General features: G+C 70.1%; 17 protein-coding genes. 5 read left to right on the plus strand and 12 right to left on the minus strand.

Annotation, left to right across the window (positions count from 1 at the left end):
* Positions 1-56 precede the first annotated feature (56 nt).
* Entirely contained in the window at positions 57-1,046 is a 990-nt protein-coding gene (locus NR792_RS38685; protein WP_375757701.1) for a GNAT family N-acetyltransferase, read from the plus strand.
* Positions 1,047-1,084: 38 nt separating this feature from the next.
* Here NR792_RS38685 and NR792_RS38690 read toward each other — a convergent pair whose 3' ends face one another.
* Together NR792_RS38690 and NR792_RS38695 are read right to left on the minus strand one after the other, a co-directional pair.
* Positions 1,085-1,669, minus strand: coding sequence for a hypothetical protein (locus tag NR792_RS38690; RefSeq protein ID WP_375757702.1), 585 nt, complete (start codon positions 1,667-1,669; stop codon positions 1,085-1,087).
* 564 nt (positions 1,670-2,233) lie between these two features.
* A complete protein-coding gene (locus tag NR792_RS38695; RefSeq protein WP_375757703.1) occupies positions 2,234-2,629 on the minus strand; it encodes a winged helix-turn-helix transcriptional regulator in 396 nt (131 codons plus the stop codon).
* Positions 2,630-2,679: 50 nt separating this feature from the next.
* Between NR792_RS38695 and NR792_RS38700 the strand changes: the two genes are divergently transcribed.
* Positions 2,680-3,492 (plus strand): SDR family oxidoreductase, encoded by an 813-nt coding sequence (locus tag NR792_RS38700; protein WP_375757704.1) that lies wholly within the window; start codon positions 2,680-2,682, stop codon positions 3,490-3,492.
* A 218-nt stretch (positions 3,493-3,710) separates the two neighbouring features.
* Entirely contained in the window at positions 3,711-4,898 is a 1,188-nt protein-coding gene (gene cml / locus NR792_RS38705) for a CmlA/FloR family chloramphenicol efflux MFS transporter (RefSeq protein WP_375757705.1), read from the plus strand.
* On the opposite strand, the gene NR792_RS38710 is transcribed toward cml, so the two are convergent.
* Both NR792_RS38710 and NR792_RS38715 read right to left on the minus strand, forming a co-directional pair.
* Entirely contained in the window at positions 4,895-5,689 is a 795-nt protein-coding gene (locus NR792_RS38710; protein WP_375757706.1) for a helix-turn-helix domain-containing protein, read from the minus strand. The two genes, cml and NR792_RS38710, sit on opposite strands and share 4 nt — an antisense overlap.
* Before the next feature lie 189 nt (positions 5,690-5,878).
* A complete protein-coding gene (locus NR792_RS38715; RefSeq protein WP_375757707.1) occupies positions 5,879-6,544 on the minus strand; it encodes a hydrolase in 666 nt (221 codons plus the stop codon).
* A gap of 180 nt (positions 6,545-6,724) precedes the next feature.
* Between NR792_RS38715 and NR792_RS38720 the strand changes: the two genes are divergently transcribed.
* On the plus strand, positions 6,725-8,791 hold the full coding sequence (locus NR792_RS38720; protein ID WP_375757708.1) for an ArnT family glycosyltransferase: 2,067 nt from the start codon (positions 6,725-6,727) through the stop codon (positions 8,789-8,791).
* A 43-nt stretch (positions 8,792-8,834) separates the two neighbouring features.
* Here the strand turns inward: NR792_RS38720 and NR792_RS38725 are convergent, their stop codons facing one another.
* The 7 genes from NR792_RS38725 to NR792_RS38755 all read right to left on the minus strand — a co-directional run bounded on the left by NR792_RS38725 (position 8,835) and on the right by NR792_RS38755 (position 18,845).
* Positions 8,835-11,192, minus strand: a complete 2,358-nt coding sequence (locus NR792_RS38725; RefSeq protein ID WP_375757709.1) for a DNRLRE domain-containing protein — start codon at positions 11,190-11,192, stop codon at positions 8,835-8,837.
* A gap of 309 nt (positions 11,193-11,501) precedes the next feature.
* Entirely contained in the window at positions 11,502-12,932 is a 1,431-nt protein-coding gene (locus NR792_RS38730) for an NAD(P)/FAD-dependent oxidoreductase (RefSeq protein ID WP_375757710.1), read from the minus strand.
* 7 nt (positions 12,933-12,939) lie between these two features.
* Positions 12,940-14,328, minus strand: coding sequence for a radical SAM protein (locus NR792_RS38735; protein ID WP_375757711.1), 1,389 nt, complete (start codon positions 14,326-14,328; stop codon positions 12,940-12,942).
* A 3-nt stretch (positions 14,329-14,331) separates the two neighbouring features.
* Positions 14,332-15,204: a hypothetical protein gene (locus NR792_RS38740; RefSeq protein ID WP_375757712.1), complete on the minus strand. Its 873-nt coding sequence runs from the start codon at positions 15,202-15,204 to the stop codon at positions 14,332-14,334.
* Positions 15,201-16,604, minus strand: a complete 1,404-nt coding sequence (locus tag NR792_RS38745) for a hypothetical protein (RefSeq protein ID WP_375757713.1) — start codon at positions 16,602-16,604, stop codon at positions 15,201-15,203. The genes NR792_RS38740 and NR792_RS38745 overlap by 4 nt, the downstream gene beginning before the upstream one ends.
* A gap of 8 nt (positions 16,605-16,612) precedes the next feature.
* Positions 16,613-18,037, minus strand: a complete 1,425-nt coding sequence (locus tag NR792_RS38750; protein WP_375757714.1) for a ferritin-like domain-containing protein — start codon at positions 18,035-18,037, stop codon at positions 16,613-16,615.
* 226 nt (positions 18,038-18,263) lie between these two features.
* Positions 18,264-18,845: a biotin transporter BioY gene (locus NR792_RS38755; RefSeq protein WP_375757715.1), complete on the minus strand. Its 582-nt coding sequence runs from the start codon at positions 18,843-18,845 to the stop codon at positions 18,264-18,266.
* Positions 18,846-18,950: 105 nt separating this feature from the next.
* Here NR792_RS38755 and NR792_RS38760 point away from each other — a divergent pair, with 105 nt between their 5' ends.
* Positions 18,951-19,364: an MAPEG family protein gene (locus tag NR792_RS38760; RefSeq protein ID WP_375757716.1), complete on the plus strand. Its 414-nt coding sequence runs from the start codon at positions 18,951-18,953 to the stop codon at positions 19,362-19,364.
* A gap of 49 nt (positions 19,365-19,413) precedes the next feature.
* Here the strand turns inward: NR792_RS38760 and NR792_RS38765 are convergent, their stop codons facing one another.
* A complete protein-coding gene (locus NR792_RS38765; RefSeq protein WP_375757717.1) occupies positions 19,414-19,944 on the minus strand; it encodes a hypothetical protein in 531 nt (176 codons plus the stop codon).
* Between the last annotated feature and the right edge of the window lie 68 nt (positions 19,945-20,012).

The following is a 20,012-nucleotide window of genomic DNA, read 5'->3' on the forward strand; positions in this document are numbered from 1 at the left end:
GAGCTGAGCGCGGGGGCTGGCGGGCGTTGCGTCGCTCATTGAAAGGATGCGCTCGAATGATGAACCACACCGAAGCCTCGCGGCTCACGTCTCCCGGACTGAAGCCGTGCCATGCCGCCCTGGTGCCTGACGGCGGGATGTCCGCCCTGTCGGACGACTACTTCCGCTCCGCGCACCACCTGCGGGCCGAAGGCGTGACGCACACGCTGGTCATCGAGGACGGCGAGGGGCGCGCGCTGCGGGTGCCGCTCATCGTGCGGCCCATCGAGGGAACGCCGTACCGCGACGCCATCTCTCCCTACGGGTATCCCGGCGGGCGGCTGGATGGGTTGAGCGAGGTGCCCAAGGACGCCGTGGATTGGGAGGGCACGGGCCTGGTCAGCCTCTTCGTGCGCGACCGCGTCGCGGGGCCCCGCTGCTTCGCGGCCGGGACGGAGCGCAACGAGGTGTTCTTCATCGACCCCCGCCTCCCCATCGAGTTCCAGGCGGAGGCCCGCCGGCAGATGCGGCGCAACACCCGGCTGGGCTTCGTGAGCACCTGCTGCCCGGTGCGCGAGGCGTCCCACGAGGAGCAGGAGGGCTTCAAGGACGTCTACCGGCAGACCATGGTCCGCGACGGAGCGCAGGCCCGGTACTTCTTCTCCGATGCGTACTTCGAGGAGATGTTCTCCTCGCCGAACGCCTGGCTCGCGACGACGCGTGCCCCGGACGGCCACATCGCCTCTTCCGGGGTGGGGGTCCGCAGCGATGGCGTGCTGCACTACTACCTGGGCGGGACGGCGGATGCGGACCTGGGGCGCTCGCCGGCCAAGAACACCGTCTTCGGGGCGCTGGTGGAGCTCGCCATGCAGCTCGAGCTGCCGTTCCACCTGGGCGGCGGCGTGCGGCCCGGTGACGGCCTGGAGCAGTTCAAGCGGAGCTTCTCCAACGCCAGCTCGCACCTCTGCACCCACGAGCTCATCTGCGAGCCCGCCGTGTACGCGCGTCTGTCCGGGAACAGCAACGGCCCGGGCTACTTCCCGGCCTATCGCGCGCCGAGGAGCTGACGCGCGGAGCCGGGGAGGGCTCCGCGCGGTGGGCAGCGCTACGGCAGGTTCCACCGCCCGGCGCCGCCCAGGAGGAAGTAGATCTGCGTGTAGTCGGTCAGCGGGGCCTCGAAGCCGTAGGGATTGCGCAGGACGATCCCCACGGGCCGGCTGGCGCCGTTGGTCTCCACCCGGTCGATCATGAGGATGTGCGCGCTTCGACGCCAGCTGGTCGCGGTGAGCGCCGCGGTGTCACTCACGTTGGAGACGGACCCCGTGACCAGCGCCGCTCCCTGCGCGCGCTCCTGCTGGACCCAGGACAGGAAGGCGTTCACGCCCGCGTCGCGCGCGCTCCGGATGGGATCATCCTGCGGAGAGCCCCTCGCGATCCAATCGAGCACGGCCTCCTTCGTCACGCCGTCGTTGTAGCCCCAGTAGGAGAGGGTGAGGTTGATGTGCCCGCCCCCCGCCTTGCCAATCTCCAGGGTGCCGTCCCCCGCGTTGATCGACGTGTAGTTGGAGTCATCCGCGCGAAGGATGGCGTAGGCCTTCTCCACGATGGCCACCCACAGCGCGTCCTCGCCCCCGAGCTTCGCGTACCGGGGGGCTCCGGTGCCCGGGTCGACCCAGAGGTCGCCATCCACGCGGACATGGCGGTGGAGTTGGTGAACGTGTCGTTGCTGGCGCCGCCCTCGAAGGAGATCGAGGTGATGGCGGGCTTGAAGAGGTCATTCACCCCGAGGAGGGTGCTCGTGCCGTTGAGCGTGACGATGAGGGTGGAGAGGTCGTTGTGGTAGTAGTTCACGGTCGCCGTGTCGGCGTTGGCCGTGCCGGTGATGACGACCTTCGTGCCGGTCGAGTCGAGGCTCACCAACTCCGAGCGGGACACGGAGAGCGCGGTGTCCTGCCCGGCTTCGTCGGGGGACGGCTGCGGACCACACGCCATCAGCGCCGCGACCGGAAGACAGGACAACCACGATGACAATGAATGGCTCATGGGACAGACCTCTTGCGGCCGTGTACCGACGCTTCGTCGGCCGGACCGCACCGGCCGACGGCTGGACGTCGAGCCTTTCAAGAAGCCAGCCAGTCCCCGTCCGCCCCGCGTGCCTCTGCTCCGGGCCGGCGGAGGGCGCGCAAGTCCTGCAACGATGCAAAGGCTGCACGGGCCTCCGCCCCGGAAGGCGGCAAGAGTTGCACGATGCAGCTCAGGCGCCGGAGACCTCCCCGGTGAGCCCTTCACGCGTCGCGGCCCATCGGAGCAGTCCATCAAGCACCGGGCACAGGGACTGTCCCCACGGGGTGAGCCGGTATTCGACCCGCGGCGGGACCTCCGCGTACACGACCCTGTGCACCAATCCATCCCGCTCCAGCTGCCTCAGTTGCTGGGCGAGCATCTTCTGGGAGATGCCGGGAATGGCACGTTCGAACTCCGAGAAGCGCACCACCCGGCCCCCGAAGAGCTGGAAGAGGATCACGAGCTTCCAGCGGCCTTCGAGCAGTCCGAGGATCTCCTCGACCCGCGCCGCGGCCGCCGCGGGAGTCGGGGGCCCCTCATACTTACCCGCCGGTGAGTCCCCCACTTCTTCGTGCGCTCTTGTCATCGCGCGAGTCTAGCGACATTCCTATCCGCGTCCCCTGATAGGAGAAACCCGTGTCGACAACAGCAACCCCTCGCTTTCACATCGACCCCCGGGAGTTCGCGGGCCAGCGCGTGCTCGTGACGGGCGGAACCAAGGGGGCGGGACAGGCCATCGTCCGTCGGTTCAGCGCGGCGGGCGCGGTGACCGTCGCGGTCGCGCGCTCCGCGCTTCCCGAGGGCGAATCGGCTCCCGGCATCTTCGTGCAGGCGGACCTCGGGACTCCGGAAGGCGTGGACACGGTGGTGCGGCAGGTCCAGGACAAGGTCGGGGGCATCGACATCCTGGTCCACAACCTCGGAGGCTCCTCGGCGCCCGGGGGCGGGTTCACCAGGCTCACCGAGCAGCACTGGCAGGACGAGCTCTCGCTCAACCTGCTGGCGGCGGTCCGGCTGGATCGCGCGCTCATTCCACCCATGCTCGAGCGTGGAAGAGGCGTGGTGCTGCACATCTCATCCATCCAGCGGAGGCTTCCCCTCCACGACTCGACCATCGCGTATGCCGCCGCGAAGGCCGCGCTGTCGACGTACAGCAAGGCCCTCTCCAAGGAACTGGGTCCCCGCGGGGTCCGGGTCAACTCGATTGCTCCCGGGTGGATCCGCACGACCGCCGCCGAAGCCCTGGTGAAGCGGATCTCGGAACACGCGGGGACCGACGAGGCGGCCGCGCGCCAGAGCATCATGGACGGGCTCGGCGGCATTCCCCTGGGACGCCCGGCCTGGCCGGAAGAGGTCGCTGAGCTCGTCGCCTTCCTGGCCTCGGAGCGCGCCGCGTCCATCCACGGCGCTGAGTACGCGATCGACGGTGGAACGGTCCCGACGGTCTGACAGGGCGGGCCCGCGCTCCCTGTCAGGAAAGGGCCGGCATTTTCGTCCCGCCCGGACCTGACGCACCCGGAGCCCGCCCGATGGGAGATGCCAGTTCCGCAGATGAGTGAGCCGCGGCGACACGTCCACCGTTGCCGCGGCCCTCTGCCCCAGCTCATCCCGGTCCCCGTGGAGAGGCAGAGCGCCGCCAGATGTTCCTCATTTGCGCGGATGCCCTCATGTCTCATTCGAAAACCCTGTCGTGGAATCACTCCGTGCCAGCAGCGCTGTTGCTGATGGCCCCCTTCGACCTCCTGGCCTCGCTGGCCATGGACATCTACCTGCCCGTGGTTCCGGCCATGACCGGGATCCTCCAGACGTCTCCCTCCATCATCCAGCTCACGCTGAGCCTCTACCTGGCCGTGCTCGGGGCCGGACAACTGGTGTTCGGCCCGCTCTCGGACCGCATCGGCCGGCGCCGGGTGCTGCTGGGCGGTGCGCTGGTGTTCGCGGCCAGCTCGTTCCTGCTCGCGGGCACCTCCGAGGCCACGACGTTCGTCGGGCTCCGGTTCCTGCAAGCGGTGGGGGCGTCCGCGGCCCTCGTCGCCACGTTCGCGACCGTCCGGGACGTCTACGCGGAGCGGCCTGAAGGCGCGGTCATCTACAGCCTGTTCAGCGCCATGCTGGCCTTCGTTCCGGCGCTCGGCCCCATCGCCGGGGCCCTGCTCGCGAAACACTTCGGATGGCGGGCCCTCTTCCTCACGCTCGGCATCCTGGCCACGGCGGCGCTGCTCCAAGCCCTGCCGCGCTGGCCTGAGACACGTCCCTCCGGCATGTCCCGTCAGGCCATGGCGCTCCAGCCCATCCTGCGCAGCGCCGCGTTCTGGACGTACACCCTGGGCTTCAGCGCGGCGATGGGCTCCTTCTTCGTGTTCTTCTCCACGGCGCCCCGGGTGCTCATGGGCCGGGCCGGCTTCTCCGCGTTCGGCTTCAGCCTGGCCTTCGCCACCGCCGCGCTCGCCATGATGGTGACGACGCGTTTCGCGAAAGGCTTCGTGGCCCGCTGGGGGCTGGCGGGGAGCCTTGCGCGCGGCATGGGCCTGTTGCTCCTGGGCGCGGGGCTGCTGACGGCCGGGCAGCTTCACGCGGCGCCGTCCTTCTGGACGTTCGTTGTGCCCATGTGGGTCATCGCGGCGGGGATCGTGTTCGCCGTGTCCGTCACCGCCAACGGCGCGCTCCAGGCCTTTGGCGCCGTGGCGGGAACGGCGGTCGCGCTCTACTTCTGCGTCCAGAGCCTCATCGTGGGCGTCCTGGGAACAGGGATGGTCGTCCTGCTCGACGGCGACACGGCGTGGCCCCTGGTGGGCTACGCGTCGCTCATGGCGCTCGTGACGCTGGGCTGCCTGGGATACCTGCGACGCCGTTAGCGCTTCCGGTCCCGGCGCCACCTCGCGGGGGTGGTGCCGTGGGCCCGCCGGAAGGCCTTGCCGAAGTGCACCGCGTCGGCGAAGCCCGTCGCCTCGGCGATGCGCTCCAGCGACCTGGGCGTGGTCAGCATCATCGCCTGTGCGCGCTGGAGGCGGGCCTGCAGCTGCCATTGATAGGGCGCCACGCCGGTGGAGGCCTTGAAGGCGCGGCTGAAGTGCGCCTGTGACAGGTCCACCAGCGCCGCCAGCTCCGACAACTCGACCCGCTCGGGCAGGCGCGACTCCAGGTAGTCGAGCACCCGCCGCAGCTGCCACGGGGCCAGGCCCTTGCGCGTCGGGGGACGCTCCTCACGGCGGGAGCCCAGCTTGGCGAAGATGGCGGCGGTCAGTCCGTCGCCGTAGAGCTGCGAGGCGGGGTCGTCGTCATCCACCGCCTCGGCGAGCAAGCGCATCAGCGTCCACAGCCGGTCATCAGCGAAGCGCAGCCTCGGCGAACCCAGCTCGGCGGAAGCCAGCGACTGGCCCAGGCGCTCGCCCAGGTCCTTCGGGTCGAACGTGAGCACGGCATCGCGCACCAGGCGTGAATCGGCGCTGTAGCCCCACAGCGGCATGCCGGCGGGCATGAGGTTCAGCTGCCGGGGCACGTACCCGATGGCGCAGGGCCGGCCTTCGCGCAGGCGGGGCTCGCACGGCGACCCGACCTCCTCCAACAGCGCGCTCAGGCGAGTCTGTCCTTCCAGGCACAACGAATACTCGGCTCGACCCGAACAGCGGCTCTCATTCACGTCCACGCAGACGCCATTCCACTTCCGCCGGGTGACGGAAATGCCAACGACGTTCTCTGGAAGGGGGCTCAGCCGTTCAGCGCGAGTCTCCAAGGCCATCGTTCTCCCAGGTCCCCTGGCGGCGGGGGCAGCTCCCAGGAGAACGATGTCAGCAGTCGGCAAGGCCGTCATCCCCTACAGGGGAGCGCCGTGCGTTCAGACGCCCCGGCCGGGCCGGCCCGCCAGCAGCTGGAGCTCCCAGGCGAAGGCCACCGCGCTGCCGCCACCGTGCTCGGCCAGCACGCCAGCGAGCTCGGCGGCACTCTCCTCGCGGGCCCAGTCGCGCTGCCACTCGGCGACCACCGCCATCCAGGTGATGGGCGTCACGCCCGCCATCTGCATGCGGCGCACCGCCATGTCATGCGCCTCGCGGCTGACGCCACCCGAGGCGTCGGTGACGGCGTAGACGTCAAAGCCCTCGCCCGCGGCCTGGATGGCGGGCATGGCCAGGCAGATCTCCGTCCACAGCGCGGCGATGATCAGCTTCTTGCGGTCCGTCTTCTTCACCGCGTCCACCACGCGGCGGTCCTCCCAGGTGTTGATGAAGGTGCGGTCGATGGGCTTCTGCTCGGGGAACACGTCCTGCAGGCCCTTGATGAGGTAGCCGCCGCGCTCCTCCAGGACCGTGGTGAGGAGGGTGGGTACCTTGTAGACCCTGGCCGCCTTGGCCAGTCCGACGACGTTGTTGAGCACCATCGTCGGCTCGTGGCTGTGCAGGTTGGCGAACTGGTAGGGCTGATGGTCGATCAGCACCAGCACGCTGTTCTGCGGCGTCAGCAGGGCTTCGAGCCCGCGGTGGGAGGGGGCCTGGGTCGTGCTCATGGTCTGGAGACTCCTGGGGTGAGTGACAGGGGGTGGGCGGAAATCAGGCCCGAACCCGGGAGCGGAGACACGGTCCGGGCCTGCGCCTTCTGGTCCGTTCCTGCTCCGGAATCAGGCCGGGCCGCCGGCGCGTGCGGCTTGCGGTCCCAGGACGTGGGTGGTCAATTCCTTCCCCTTCCGATGAGCGCCCCCCTCCAGACCCCTCCCAGCCAGGACCCCGCCCGGACAAAGCTCGACGTCCTGATCCTCGTGGCGGTCGTGGTGTGGGGACTCGCGCAGCTGGCGCCGCATCTGGCCCATCCCGCCATCTACAACTGGGACGAGGCGATGCATCAGGCCGCCGCGCGCGGCACGCACGACACCTTCTTCACGCCGCACATCTACAAGGACCCGCTCTACCCGAGCGACATCCGGCACTGGTGGGCCGCGAACGTCTGGATGCACAAGCCCACGGGCCCCTTCTGGTTCGGGGCGCTGATGATGCACGTCGTGGGGGTGACGCCGCTCGCGCTGCGGCTGGCGTCGCTCCTGGGCCACCTGGCCGCGGGGGCCGCCATCTACCTCATCGCCCGGCGGCCCGCGGGGCGGCTGTGGGCCACGCTGGGGGCGGTGGGCTTCCTGGCGCTGCCCTTCGGCTGGCAGCTCGTGCAGGGGCGCTTCTTCGGGGACGTGACGGACTGCACGCTGGCGGGCTGCAACGCCGTGGCGGTGGCGCTGCTCTTCCACGCCACCTGGGAGAACTCCTGGCGGTGGGGGCTGGCGGCGGGCGGGGTGGTGGGGCTGGGCTTCCTCTGCAAGACGGGGCTCGCGCTGACCCCGCTGGGCGTGGCCGCGACGCTGTGGGCCTTGAGCCGGCTGCGCTTCTGTCCGGGCCCGAGGCTCGGCACGGTGGTGGCCATGGTGGCCGCGGCCGGAGTGGTGGCGGCGCCGTGGAGCCTCTACTCCGCGTGGCGCTGGCCCGAGCTGCACGACCTGGAGTCGCGCGTCACGCGCGCGCACCTCTTCCATGATCCGACCGTGGACGTGGGGCCCTGGCGCCGCCCGCTGGACGCCGTCCTCAACGAGGTCAACCGCACGAGCTTCCAGCCCCTCGCGAACGTGCTGCCGCTCATCGCCTTCTGCTGGCTGCTGGTGCGCGCCGTGCGCAAGCGGGAGCTGGAGACGGTGGGGCTCGCGCTGTGGGTGGGCGCGACGTGGCTCGTCCTGTCGCTGGGCACGGTGAAGGTCCCGGCCATCGCCTGGGGCGCCGTGCCCGCCGTCCTCGCCGCCCTGGCCATCGCGGGCTCGGACGCGCGGCGCCATCCGGTGCTCGCGGCGCTGCTGCTGGCGGGGCTCGCCACGCCGCTGGCCATCGAGCACCTGCCCGTCCTGACCCGCCTGCGCGAGTCGCTTCCCGCGTCCTGGGACCAGACGCGGACCCTCCCGGGGCTCGCCGAGGGGCTGGTGCTGGCCTTCTGCGCGGCGGTGCTGACCGCGATTGTCTTCAGACTCGCGCGCAGGCCCCGGTGGATGTCCTTGGGGCTGGGGCTCCTGGCCTCGGCGGTGCTCGCGTGGCACCTGGCCATCACGCTCCCGGTGGAGAAGGCGCGCTACCAGGACGAGCACCTCGACGAGCTGTACGTCAGCCATTCGCGCGAGGTGGGCCTGGCACTCTCCCGGCACACGCCGAAGCGCAGCGTCCTCTTCGCCGCGCTGGACTACGACCCGCCGCTCAGCTTCGAGAACCTGAGCCTCATGTTCTGGAGCGGGCGCATGACGTACCGGCGGGCTCCGGACGTGGCCCTCTCGCGCGAGCGTGGCTACCACCCCTATCTCGTCTCGCCCCTCGCGGAGCCCTACGCTCCCGTGCCCGGCGTGCCACCGCAGGCCGCGCTGCGGGCCTATGACCTGGAGGCGCCGCTGCCCCAGCCCGCGCCCCTGCCCGACGGCCTCACGCCGCTGTCCGTGCGGCAGGGGAGCCTGGAGGTGCTGGGGTTCGCATCCCGTGGCGTGGGCCATGGCCGTGAGCGCTACGCCTTCTATGTCCGGGCGCTCGGCCCGCCCCAGCCGCTGCGCGTCACCTTCCACGGCCCCGACGGCATCGTGGAGCGGGTGCTGGAACCCGGGGCGACGCTGCGCCACCCCCAGGCCCTGCGAGGCGCGGCGTGGTTCATCCTGCCCGCGGTGGGCCCGCCCCGCGCGAAGGTGACGCACCTGGAGTTCGGTGCGGTGGGCCAGCGCGTGGCCCTTTCCCCGCCGGCTCCCTGAGCCGGCTGCCAGCGATGGACCGTGGCAGCCGGCGGTCCTCACCTCACGGCGTGGCCGTGGGGAGGGAGTAGTAGACGATGAGCCGCGGCCAGCGGGCCGAGGTGTTCGAGTACTCGCGCGAGTCGTACACCGAGCGGCTGCCCGGCGAGTCGAGCCGCAAGGAGAGCAGCCCGTCCATGGACAGGACCTCCTGCACCACCGGCACCAGCAGCGGGCTCGCATTGATGCCCGCCTGCGTGGTGTACGGCACGGGCCGGTTCGGGAGCTGCCAGGAGCCCAGCTCGCAGCTGAAGACGGAGGGCCTGGTGTTCCAGGTCATGCCCGTCTCGCTCCACGCGTTGTTGGGAACCCACCGCGTGTAGACGTTGCCGTCCGCGCCCGCCGTGACGTCGCTGCTGCCCGTGGCCGTGGTCACCAGGACGACGGAGGCCACCTGGGCGGTGGGCGGGAGGCCCGCGAGGTTGAAGCGCAGGAAGGTCTCCGCGTCGTCCCGGTTCACGGTCAGACCCATGGACGTGCCCGCGTTCGCGTTCGGGTTGCTCATCCAGACGGACGTGTCCGCCACCGGGAAGAAGGACGCCGCCTCTAGAGGGGAGGTCACCTGCGGATCGCCGGGCTCGAAGTAGCTGACGACCAGCCGGGGCCGCTCACTGGCGACGCCGTACTCCCGCGAGCGATACACCGTGTGGTAGCCCGGCGACCGCAGCCGGAAGGAGATGAGCCCATCCGAGTCCAGCGCCTGCTGCACGGGCGCCTTCAGCTTCGGGTCGGCGTTGACGCCCAGCTGCAAGGGTTTGGGCGAGCTGTTGCTGTTCCAGAGCCACCAGGAGCCCAGGTCGCTCCCATTCACGGGGGGCCGGTTGTTCCAGGTCATGCCCGTCTCGCTCCACGTGTCGTCCGGCACCAGGTGCGCGTAGACGCTGCCGTCGCCGCCAGCCGAAGAGCCGTCATAGGCCAGGGCCTCCAACCGGACCGAGGCGATGTTGGCCCCGGCCGGGATGCCGCCCAGGTTGAAGCGCAGGTAGGTCTCACCCTTGCCGGAGTCGACCCACAGGTTCTGGTTGGCGCCGTAGTTCGTGGTCGGGCTCAACGACCAGACGTACGTATCCGCCTCCGGCTCCAGGACCACCTGCGTGGGCGCGGAGGCGACGGGCGTGGGGCAGGGGGGCGGCACGAAGTAGGAGACGATGAGCTGGGGCCAGCGGGCCTCCGTCGCGCTGTACTCGCGCGAGTGGTAGAGCGTCCGGTACCCGGGCGAATCCAGGCGCAGGGAGATCATCCCGTCCGACTCCAGCGCCTCCTGCACGGGCGCCACCAGCTTCGGGCTCGAGTTGATGCCCACCTGGGTCGTGTACTGGCCGTTGCGGTTCCACAGCAGCCAGGAGCCCAGGTCGTCGCTGGAGGCGGCGGGCTTGTTGTTCCAGGTGATGCCGGTCTCGCTCCAGGAGTCGTCGGAGACCAGCCGCGTGTAGACGTTGCCGTCCGCGTCGTCATACGCGTAGCCGTCATTGGACGTGGCCACCAGGGAGACGGCGACCACCTGCGCGTTGAGCGGGACGCTCCCCAGGCCGAAGCGGAGGAAGGACTCCGCCGCGGTCCGGTCCACGGTCAGCACCGAGCTCATGCCCTGGTTCGTGGTGGGGCTGCCCGCCAGGACCTGCGCGTCCGCCTGCGGGTAGAGGGCCACGACCTGCAGGTCGGTGGTCACCTGCGGATCCCCGGGCTCGAAGTAGTTGATGATGAGCTTGGGCCGCTCACTGGCGACGCCGTGTTCACGCGAGCGGTACACCGTGTGGTAGCCCGGGGACATCAGCCGGAAGGAGACGAGCCCATCCGAGTCCAGCGCCTGCTGCACGGGGGCCTTCAGCTTCGGGCTGAAGTTGACGCCCACCTGCAAGGGTTTGGGCGTGGCGTTGGGATTCCAGAGCCACCAGGAGCCCAGCCTGTCGCCGGTCACCGCGGGCCGGTTGGACCAGGTCATGCCCGTCTCGCTCCAGGTGTCGTCTGGAACCAGGTGCGCATAGACGCTGCCGTCACCGCCAGCGGAGGAGCCGTCGTAGGCCAGGGCCTGCAGCATGACCGAGGCGATGTGGGCGCCGGCCGGGATGGCGCTCAGGTTGAAGCGCAGGTAGGTCTCGGCCTTGGCGGAGTCGACGTACAGGTTCTGCGCGGTGCCGTAGTTCACGCCCGGGCTGGCGGCCCGGACGTATGTGTCCGCCTCCGGCTCCAGGATGAGCTGCTTGGGCGTGGGGACCGCCGTGAGCGGCGCGGCCTGGGCCCGCGCCGGTGAGGCCGGCGCCGGTGGTGCTTCGCTGGCACCACAGCCAGGGACGAGCCCCGCCACGAGCGGCGCGATGAGAAGGGAACGAAGGGACTGCTTCCACGGGGGTGCGCGATGCATGCGATGGCACTCGGGGTCATGCGCGCCGGTCCTTTCCGGCGCGACGTGCGCACCTTGAGCAACCCTTGCGCCAGGGCGCGGAGGTCGCCGAATCCCTTGTCACTTCCGGAGGTTGTGCGACGCAGGGCCGCGTGACGCCACCCGCGACGGGGAGGAACGTGCCAGAACCGGCACGCGCGCGGAGGCCCCCAGCGGACGCGGATGTCGTGGGCCTCGAATCGAGGTGCGCACCGAGCGCAACGCCCACCTCGTCAACCACGTCATGACCGGCAAGCTGGACCTCGCGCTCGCCTGGAGCGGCGGGACCCGCTAACGGAGAACGGCGTCTCCAGGGCGGAGCATCCCCTGTGCGGCCATCCACCCAGCGATCTCCAGCCCCTGGCGCATGGGCACCCAACGCGACCACCTGCGCACGACGTCGAGCAACGTCCCCCCGCGCTCCACCTCGTCCAGGAGCGGGGCCAGCTCGATTCCCCCCAGGAACGCCACCGCCCGGAGCTGGTGGGGGGGCCGCACCGCCCGGCGGGACTCGATGAAGTCACCCACGATGCAGGGGACCTCGACCCGCTTCGCCTCTTCCGAGAGTGCGACCGGCGAATGGAGCAGGGACGCCGGATCGGACACCTGGGGCCTCGCGGGAGGCTCCACGAATGACGGCGGCATTGCCTCCGCCCGCTTCCGCCAGAAGGGCTGCTCCGCGTGGCGGACCACTTCACGATAGTGCCCGGCGGCCCACTGCGCGTGTCGCTCCACGTCTTCCTGCTGCCGGTCCGCGTGGAAGGAGAACACCAGCGTGGCACTCGCCGGGCGCTTCAGGAGCGTGTGCACCGACGTGCTCCCGGCCAGCGCCATCCGCATCGCCTTCTCGATGCCGGTGGAGGAAAGCGGGTCGAGCGCGAAGGCCGCCTCCCCCAGCTTCACGAAGTCATGCCCGATGCTCGCGGGATCCGTGTAGGGCGTCGCATCCCTCGCCCGGACGGGCTCCAGCAGCGCGGCACCCGCATGGGGCGCGAACAGGGGGGACGCGGCCAGGCGGTCCCGCAGCAGCCGCTCGAGGCCGCCGCGGCCCGCGCGGGCGATGACCTCCGGTTCGAGGAAGAGCATCGTGCTGAAGGCGCCGTCCGGCAGCCGCGTGCCCCAGTACCAGCCGTCTTCCACCGCGTCGACCCGGGGCCCGTCTGGCGTTGCGCCACCATGAAGATAGGCATGAAGCGCCAGGGTCCGGGCGGCCGTGGGGCGCCGCTCGCCGGGCAGGAAGCCCCCGCGGCCGCTCGCGTCGATGACGAAGCGTGCCTCGATGGAGAGCACTTCGCTTCCTTGAAGCGCGAGGACCTCCAGTCCCCCGACATGGCGCTGGACCCGCCTTGCCGTCGCGGGCCGCAGCAGGTGCACACCGCGTTCGGCGGCGGCCGCCAGCAGCAGCCCGTCGAAGCGGGCGCGATCCACGATGAGCCCGGGCGCGGGCCCTGTCTTCTCCACCCACTCCTCGTGCTCGTGGCCCCAGCGCACCCGGGGCCTCACCGCGGGCACGAAGCCCGCGGCCGCCACCCGGTCCGTCAACGCCAGCGTCTCCAGGATGGGCCAGATGCCTGGCGTCAGGGATTCCCCCTCACGCCGCCGGGCCGTCACGCCGCGCTCAATCAGACAGACCTGATGGCCGAGCGCCTTCAGCCGGAGCGCCGCGACAGCGCCCGCGGGTCCCCCGCCAATGATGCACACGTCGGTCCGCGTGGCCTTCATGCGCGTGTCAGTCCCGGGCCGCGATACCGAACCAGTCCGGCCTCGCCCGGGAGAGCCGCAGGTAGGCCCCCAGGCTGTAGTGCAGCCATCCCCGGATGTAGTCGCAGGCCGGGCGCCCCCGGTGGATGACCTCGTGGTGGCAACCTCCGCCACACAGGTAGCGTGCCCAGCAGCGGTCACAGGGCCGTTGTGCGTGGACGTGCCGCGCTGACAGCCACTGCCCCTGGCGCGAGGCGTCCACGCCCGTGTCGACGTGGCCCAACTGTCCCTCCTTGTCACCGACGAAGCGGTGACAGGCCGCCAGCTCCCCCTCCGCGGAGATGCCCACGTAGCCGGCACCTGCCCCGCACGGGTAGGGGCGGTGGGTGCCTTTGTGGAGCTCCCGGAGCGCGTTGACCATGTTGGCGAAGGGGTAGCGCTCCCCCGCGACGATGCGCCGTTCGAACTCCCGGCCGCAGGACACCATCTGCTCCAGCATGGCCTCCAGGTCCGCCCCCTGCATCTCGTCCCTGCCGGTGGGCGAACGGAGCATCGGTGAGAAGCCGACGCTGTGGAACCCCAGCGCCACCATCTCGTCCAACGACTCGCGAAGCTGGAGGTTGCGAGGCGTCACCGTCACGCGGGCCGAGACCTGCATCCGCCGCTGGAGCGAGAGCAGGGGGGCCACCGCGGCCATCACCGCGTCGTAGCTGCCGCGTCCTCCCTTGAACGGCCGCAGGCGGTCGTGCGCCTCCCGGGGGCCGTCCAGGCTCACGGTCACCGCGAAGCCGTGCTCCTCGAAGAACTCCGCGTCCTCCGGCGTGAGCAGCGTCCCGTTGGTCGTGAGGGAGAACGTCAGCCGCACCTCCCGCGCCCGGGCCCGTTCGGCGGCGTGCCGGGTGGCCGCGCGCAGCACGGAGCGGTTCGCGAGCGGCTCGCCTCCCAGGAAGGCCAGGTTGGCGCGGCTGCCGGGCGCCTTGCCTTCGAGCAGCAGGTCCACGGAGCGCAGCGCCACCTCCAGCGGCATGTTCCGGGCCGGACCGCCGAAGTCCCCCTCCCGCGCATAGCAGTAGGTGCAGCCCAGGTTGCACTTCTGCGCGACCGCGAGCGAGACGGCGGTCACCTCCGCCGAGGCAAGCGGCTCGTCCCCGACGAACGGCGGGGCATCCACCCCCAGTGCCTCCAGGAGCCGGCGCACCGCCGCGTCGTCACCCGCCTCGGCCGCCGCGTCCAGGGCCTGGAAGGACTCGGCGTCGACGTCGAACAGGCGGCTGCCGTCCACGAGGAGCAGGGCATGGCCGTCCTCGCCGGACAGCAGGTGCAGGTCCCTGGCCCGTGGCCTCGAGGCCGCGAACAGCGCACGGGCCTCCGCCGGCGCTCCAGGAGCAACGGGCCCGGCCTCGGGAGGAAGCGGCATGGGCTACTTGCTCCCTTCGTGCTTGCCCTGGAGGGACGGAGGCCCGGGAGGGGATGCGTCCGCGTCGCGCCCCTGGACCTGGAAGCGCAGCAGGCTCTGCCACTTCTCGAACAGGTCGTCGTACGAGAAGAGGCGCGAATCCTTCCGGTTGTCGGCCACGTAGTCGCCGGTGCGCTGCTTCTGCATCCAGTTGTCACCCTGGCTCCGCCCGTCCGGCCCGGGCTGGACGTTCACGTAGTCCGGGCGGCTCGCGGCCCAGTAATAACAAGCGCACTCGCGGTAGTCGTTCTGCCACGGCGAGCACAGGCCCTGCGTGAGCTCCCCGGGCCGGAGCAGCTCCGGGTTGAGCGCGACGCCTTGCGCGGAGCCCGGATGCTCGGGCGTGGCGAAGACCTTCCGGAGCTTCAGCTGATGGGACAGCATCTTTCCATCCGCGGGGATGGGGGCATCATCCGGCGCCGGAGTCAGTGTGAAGTCGCACGTCACCAGCTCGCCCTGCTTGCTCCACAGCCGCATCAGCGCGTTGGACCACTCCATGAAGGCGGTCGCGCTGGGGTTCTGGGTGGTGCCCAGCGTGCTGGGGTCCGCGCCCGGCATCTGCGGCCCCTTGACCGTCGTGACCAGGGGAAGTCCGTCCACGCGAAGCATGCGGTGCTTCAGCACGCCCGCGTACCGGTCATCCTCCACGGCGACGACGTAGTTGGAGTTCTCCGACATCACGATGCCTTCGAACATCCGCCGCCACAGGTTGCGGAAGTCGAACTCCAGGCCCGGGAACGAGTTGGAGATGGCGCTGTCGGGCAGGGAGCTGGCGGGGTTGCCGACCGCACGGTGGTTGAGCTGCGCGGTGAGGTTCCTGGGTTCGATCTTCTTCATTTCGTCTCCCCCTTGTTCAAGCCCTCACCATCGAACAGCGAGCGGCTGGCGGTCTTGAGGATGGTGTCGATCTGCCTCCGCGTGAGGGAGAGCGCCCGGCCGTCGGCGCCTCGCATCAGCGCGGGCATCTTGCGCCGGCCGGCGTCGGACATGTCGCCGATCTCCTCCGGCCGCCGCAGCACCTCGTAGAACCAGGGCGCCGCCCCGGCGCGCAGCGCGGTGAACACGCGCTGGTGCAGCGCGAGGATGGCCAGGTTGTCCACCAGCGTGGGGGCCATGATGGGCTCGTAGTCCCGGCCGAAGTCGTTGGAGTCCTGCCGGACCATCGTGCTGGCCACGTTGAGCCGCCCGTTCACCGCGTTGCCGTTCATCACCGCGGTGTTCATCAGGCGCACCGTCTCGAAGGCCCTGCGGACGATCTCCTCCGCCTCCGCGACGGGGACATCCGCCGCCGCCGACGGCCCCAGCAGCGCCTGCTCCAGGTCGTCGTAGACGGTGCGGATGGGCAGGGTGTCGGGCGCGAAGGCGGGCGGTCCGGCACCGATGTGCGCCATCGCCTTGAGTGAGCCTGTCGCCGTCTTCAGCTCCACGGTGACGAACCCATCGCATTCGTCATCCAGGTAGCCCCAGCTCACCCGATTGCCGTCATCCGTGTCGTAGCCCGCGAAGATCTGCGCGGGGTTGGTGTACGCCGGGTTGTAGGTGGAGGTTTCCTTGTAGTCGTTGCACCAGGTGCCCCTGGCCGGGTCGTAGAGCACCTTGTCCGCGCTCTTGATGATCGGGTCCGGCTCCAGATGCGTGGCGTCCGTGTGCCGCTGGGTGCTGGAGCCGTAGACCTCGCCCCGGGCCGGGGTGAAGCGGAAGCGGATCTCCGGGAACCGGGCGGTGGGCTTGATGTAGCGCACCGTCCCCAGGGGCAGCGTCTTTCCGGGGAAGAAGTTCTCGCAGTGGCCCTGGAGCGGATGGGCCGCGTGGTCATTGAAGGGGCCGACCAGGGCTTCGATGCGGTCCTTGGCCTCCTCCGTGCGGCGCTCGATCTTGATGTTCGCCACATGCACGGACCAGTGCAGCGCCCCCGCGTCCAGGCCCTCCTCCTCGAGGATGCCGAGCGTGAGGGGCTCCAGGTCGGCGGTGTCGCCGCGCCGGACGAAGACTTCCAGGAAGGGCGCCACCGGACGGATCTTCTCCCCATCCTTGAAGCGGATGGAGCCCGGGACGTAGCTGCGTTCAATCTCTCCCGTGGCGGCGTTCACCTCCAGGGTCTCCTGGGGGATGATTTGCCGGTAGCCCAGGGGGTTCTCCGGGTCCACGCGGAGCTCGTAGGCCTCCAGTGGCGTTTCGGAGTCACCGAGCCTCGCGATGGCGAGCGGCGGCAGGATGCGGATGTCTGTGATTGCCATGGAATCTCCTAGCCGCGCCTCGCGCGGGCCGCACCGGGGTGGTCATGGAGCATCGCCTGCACTGAACGCATGGCGCGCTCATCCACGCCCATGAGCGCGACCAGGTACTTCCGCCGCTCCTCGCTGGTGATGGGCTCCAGCTCCCGCACCAGCGTCGCGGAGGCCTCCAGCAGGTCGCGGTGGAGCCGCCAGCGGTTGCGCTCGCCCTCGGGGAGGTCGAGGGTGTACGGCATCTCGAACGGGGGCGCGGCGACGTCAGTGCCCGCTTGCGCGAGCGGGGTCCGGACCAGGATGTTGGCGATGGAGCGCAGGTTGTACATCTCACCGAAGGTCGCGTTGATGATCGCGCCGCGCGCCGTGGGCATGCCTTCCTGGGTGAGAGGCCCTTCGAGCACGTAGGTATGCGCGAGGTCCGCGAGCAGCATCCGGTAGCGCAGGTTGAACAGGTGCGCCCAGAGCACGGCTTCCGGGTGGGTGATGGGGGTGCCATCGGCCTGCCCCGGCTCGCCATTCGCATCCAGGTCGTCGGCGGTCACCGGATTGGACGGGACCTCGCGCGTGGCCCTCCAGGTCTCGCCCGCGCCGGACGCCTTGAACTCCTTGTAGATGTTGAGGAAGCGCACGAAGTGCGAGGGACTGTCGGTGTCTTCCTTGGGGGACTCCCCCTGCGAGGCAATGGCCTTGAGCGCGGCGACGGCGTCGTCCCTGGAAGCCAGCGGCCTGACCAGCACGTCGGGGGTCTGGGCAATGGCCGCCTTCGTGGCGGTGGCGTAGGTCGTGCCTCGGGCGCCGCCCTGGTAGCCGCGCCCCCATTCGTCCCACGAGGCCTGGAACGGATAGGTCTCCGCGTCGAAGTCGGAGTCCGGGATGAACGGCGCGCACCCAGGCTCCGGAGGGCTGAGCAGGTCGATCATCGCGGAGTAGAGCGTGCCCACGCTGTGGAGCGGCTGCCCTCCCGTGGCCTCCTCGGCCTTGCGGCGGATCTCCTCCGCGGGCGGGTCCGTCCAGTTCGGGGGCATCTCCGCGTAGACGTACTTGGCGAGGGAGTTCAGCGTCAGCGGTTCGAGGGTGAAGGGGAAGGGGTAGAACTCGCTGCTGTAGGGATAGTCCTCCCGGTCCAGGTTGAGCGGTCCCCCGACGAGCCGGAGGACGTTCAGGACCGAGATGAAGTGCCCCATCTCCTCCTTGGCGATGCCCAGGATGACCTCCTGCCAGCCCTGCACCATCGCCTGGTGCTCAGGGGGGACCTGAGGGCCGCCCAGGGAGTAGGCCGCGTAGAGGTATTCCACCATCAGCGCGTGTTCGATCTGCGCGCCAATCTGCAGCAGCATGATGGCGTAGTCCCGGTGGTTGAACTCGGGTGGCGGTTTGCGCTGCTCCTCGCTGGTGCCTATCGCCTTGAGCGCCGGGCCGAGCGCCTTCAAGGCGCCCACGCGGGCCCTCTCGGGAGGGATCCGGAACGAACCCAGATGACGTTTCAGCCGCGAGCGCATGTGAACCCCCGTGCGTGAAAGGAATCACGCGCGGCGCATGCCAGCATGGCAAGGCTGGAATTGCAATCCTTGAAGTGAATTCGAGATTTGCCGGGGGATGGCAATGAATGCCATTGCACGGCTGTTGACAGACGGTGGCCTGTCGAAGGCACAGCGCGTCAGGCCTTCATGCCGCGCGAGGCCGGACGAACTTCCACGCAAGGGGCATGAGCAACCCCGCGATGGCGGCCTTGAGCAGTCCGCCGGGAACGAAGGGCACGAAGCCCTTCTGGACGGCCGTGGCGAAGTCGAGCCCCGTCTTCACGCGGAGCCAGGACACGCCAATGGCCAGGATGAGCAGCTGGCCCGCGAGGAACAGCGGGCCCGCCGTCCACCACCGCCGGTCATGGCCACGGCGCGCCGCGAGGCCCACGAGGAAGGCCGCGGGGAGGAAGGCCACCAGGAAGCCGCCCGTCGGCCCGGCGAGCTGCCCCCAGCCGCTGGCCCCTTTCGCGAAGAAGGGCAGCCCCACCGCCCCCAGCAGGAGATAGGCGAACTGCCCGGCCAGACCCCGTCCAGGTCCGAGCGCCGCCGCCGTGAGGACGACCGCGAGCGTCTGGCCCGTGATGGGCACCGGGGACCCCGGCACCGGGATGGCGACCTGGGCAAGCAGCGCGGTGCAGAGCGCCGCGCCCAGGACGAGCACACCCTCCTGCGCGCGCGTGCGTACGAAGCCGTCGGCCAGGACTCGATGGGGGAGGGAAGACACGCGCCGATGCTCGGCGAGGGCGGACCCCGGTGCAAGGCTGCCGGTGCCCACGGAGGTCATGAACCGGCTACGTTCCCCGCCCTCTCGTGGTCGGAGGCTTCTCCTGTGACGACTCCCTTGCTCGGCACATCGTTGTTCCTGGTCCCGGTGACGTCGCTCTACGCCGCGCTCAACGCCTTCCTCACGCTGGCGCTCTCCATCAACGTCAGCCTGGTCCGCACGAAGCTCAAGGTCTTCCGGGGCGACGGAGGCCATGCCGGCCTCGGGTCCGCCATCCGCGCGCATGGCAACAACGTCGAGCAGGTTCCCCTGGCGCTCCTCCTGCTGCTGTTGGCGGAGCTGAGCGGTGGCAACTCGACGGCGCTTCACGTCTTCGGCGGCGCGCTGTTCGTGGCGCGGCTGGCGCATGCCTTCGGGATGCTGCGCGGAAGTCCCGTCCAGGCGGTCGGCGCGACGCTGACCCTGGTCGTGCAGCTGGGCCTGGCCGGTTGGGTGCTCTGGCTGCGGCCCTGGAGCTGAAGCCCCAGCCCGGGGGCGCGAGCGTCAGTGCCCGCGCCCCGCTCCGCGCCTACCGCTTGGTGATGTGCAGCAGGACGTTGCCGCAAGCGCCTTGATAACCCTCGACGATGATGAGCAATTGATAGCCCTTGATGAGCGTGAGGGACATGGCGGACGTCGTGCCAATGCTCGAGTCATCGTTGCACTTCAAGACCTCCGACGTGGCCTTGTAGTTCCGGATCTCCATGATGGTGTCGAAGTTGGAGCCCCTCGTGCTGAACGTATAGGTCGCCGTCTCGGGAACCTTCCAGATGTAGGCGACGTCTCGCGATGCGCCTGAACGGCACGTGGTTGCCCACTGATTGCTGGCAGTGCAGGTCGTGGGGTACGTCGCGACCGGAGAGCTGATGGCGCTTCCCAGGTCTCCCGCGAGCGCCTGCGCCTCCAGGCGACGGGGCTCCTCGGACTGGCTGTCGTCCAGGACCTCGGCCTCGCCGGGCACGGAGTCGTCGAACTCCTCACCCTCGGGAAGGGGGCCGCAAGCGCCGAGCAACAACGCACACGAGGCCACACCCACAACGGTCTTGCCGAAGTTCGCCATGGTTCACCTGGGGACGCCGCCATCCGGGACAAGAAGGCCCGCCTCCCCCTGATGGGGAATCCGGGCGG

It is taken from the genome of Corallococcus exercitus, assembly GCF_042231735.1.
Lineage (GTDB): Bacteria > Myxococcota > Myxococcia > Myxococcales > Myxococcaceae > Corallococcus > Corallococcus exercitus_B.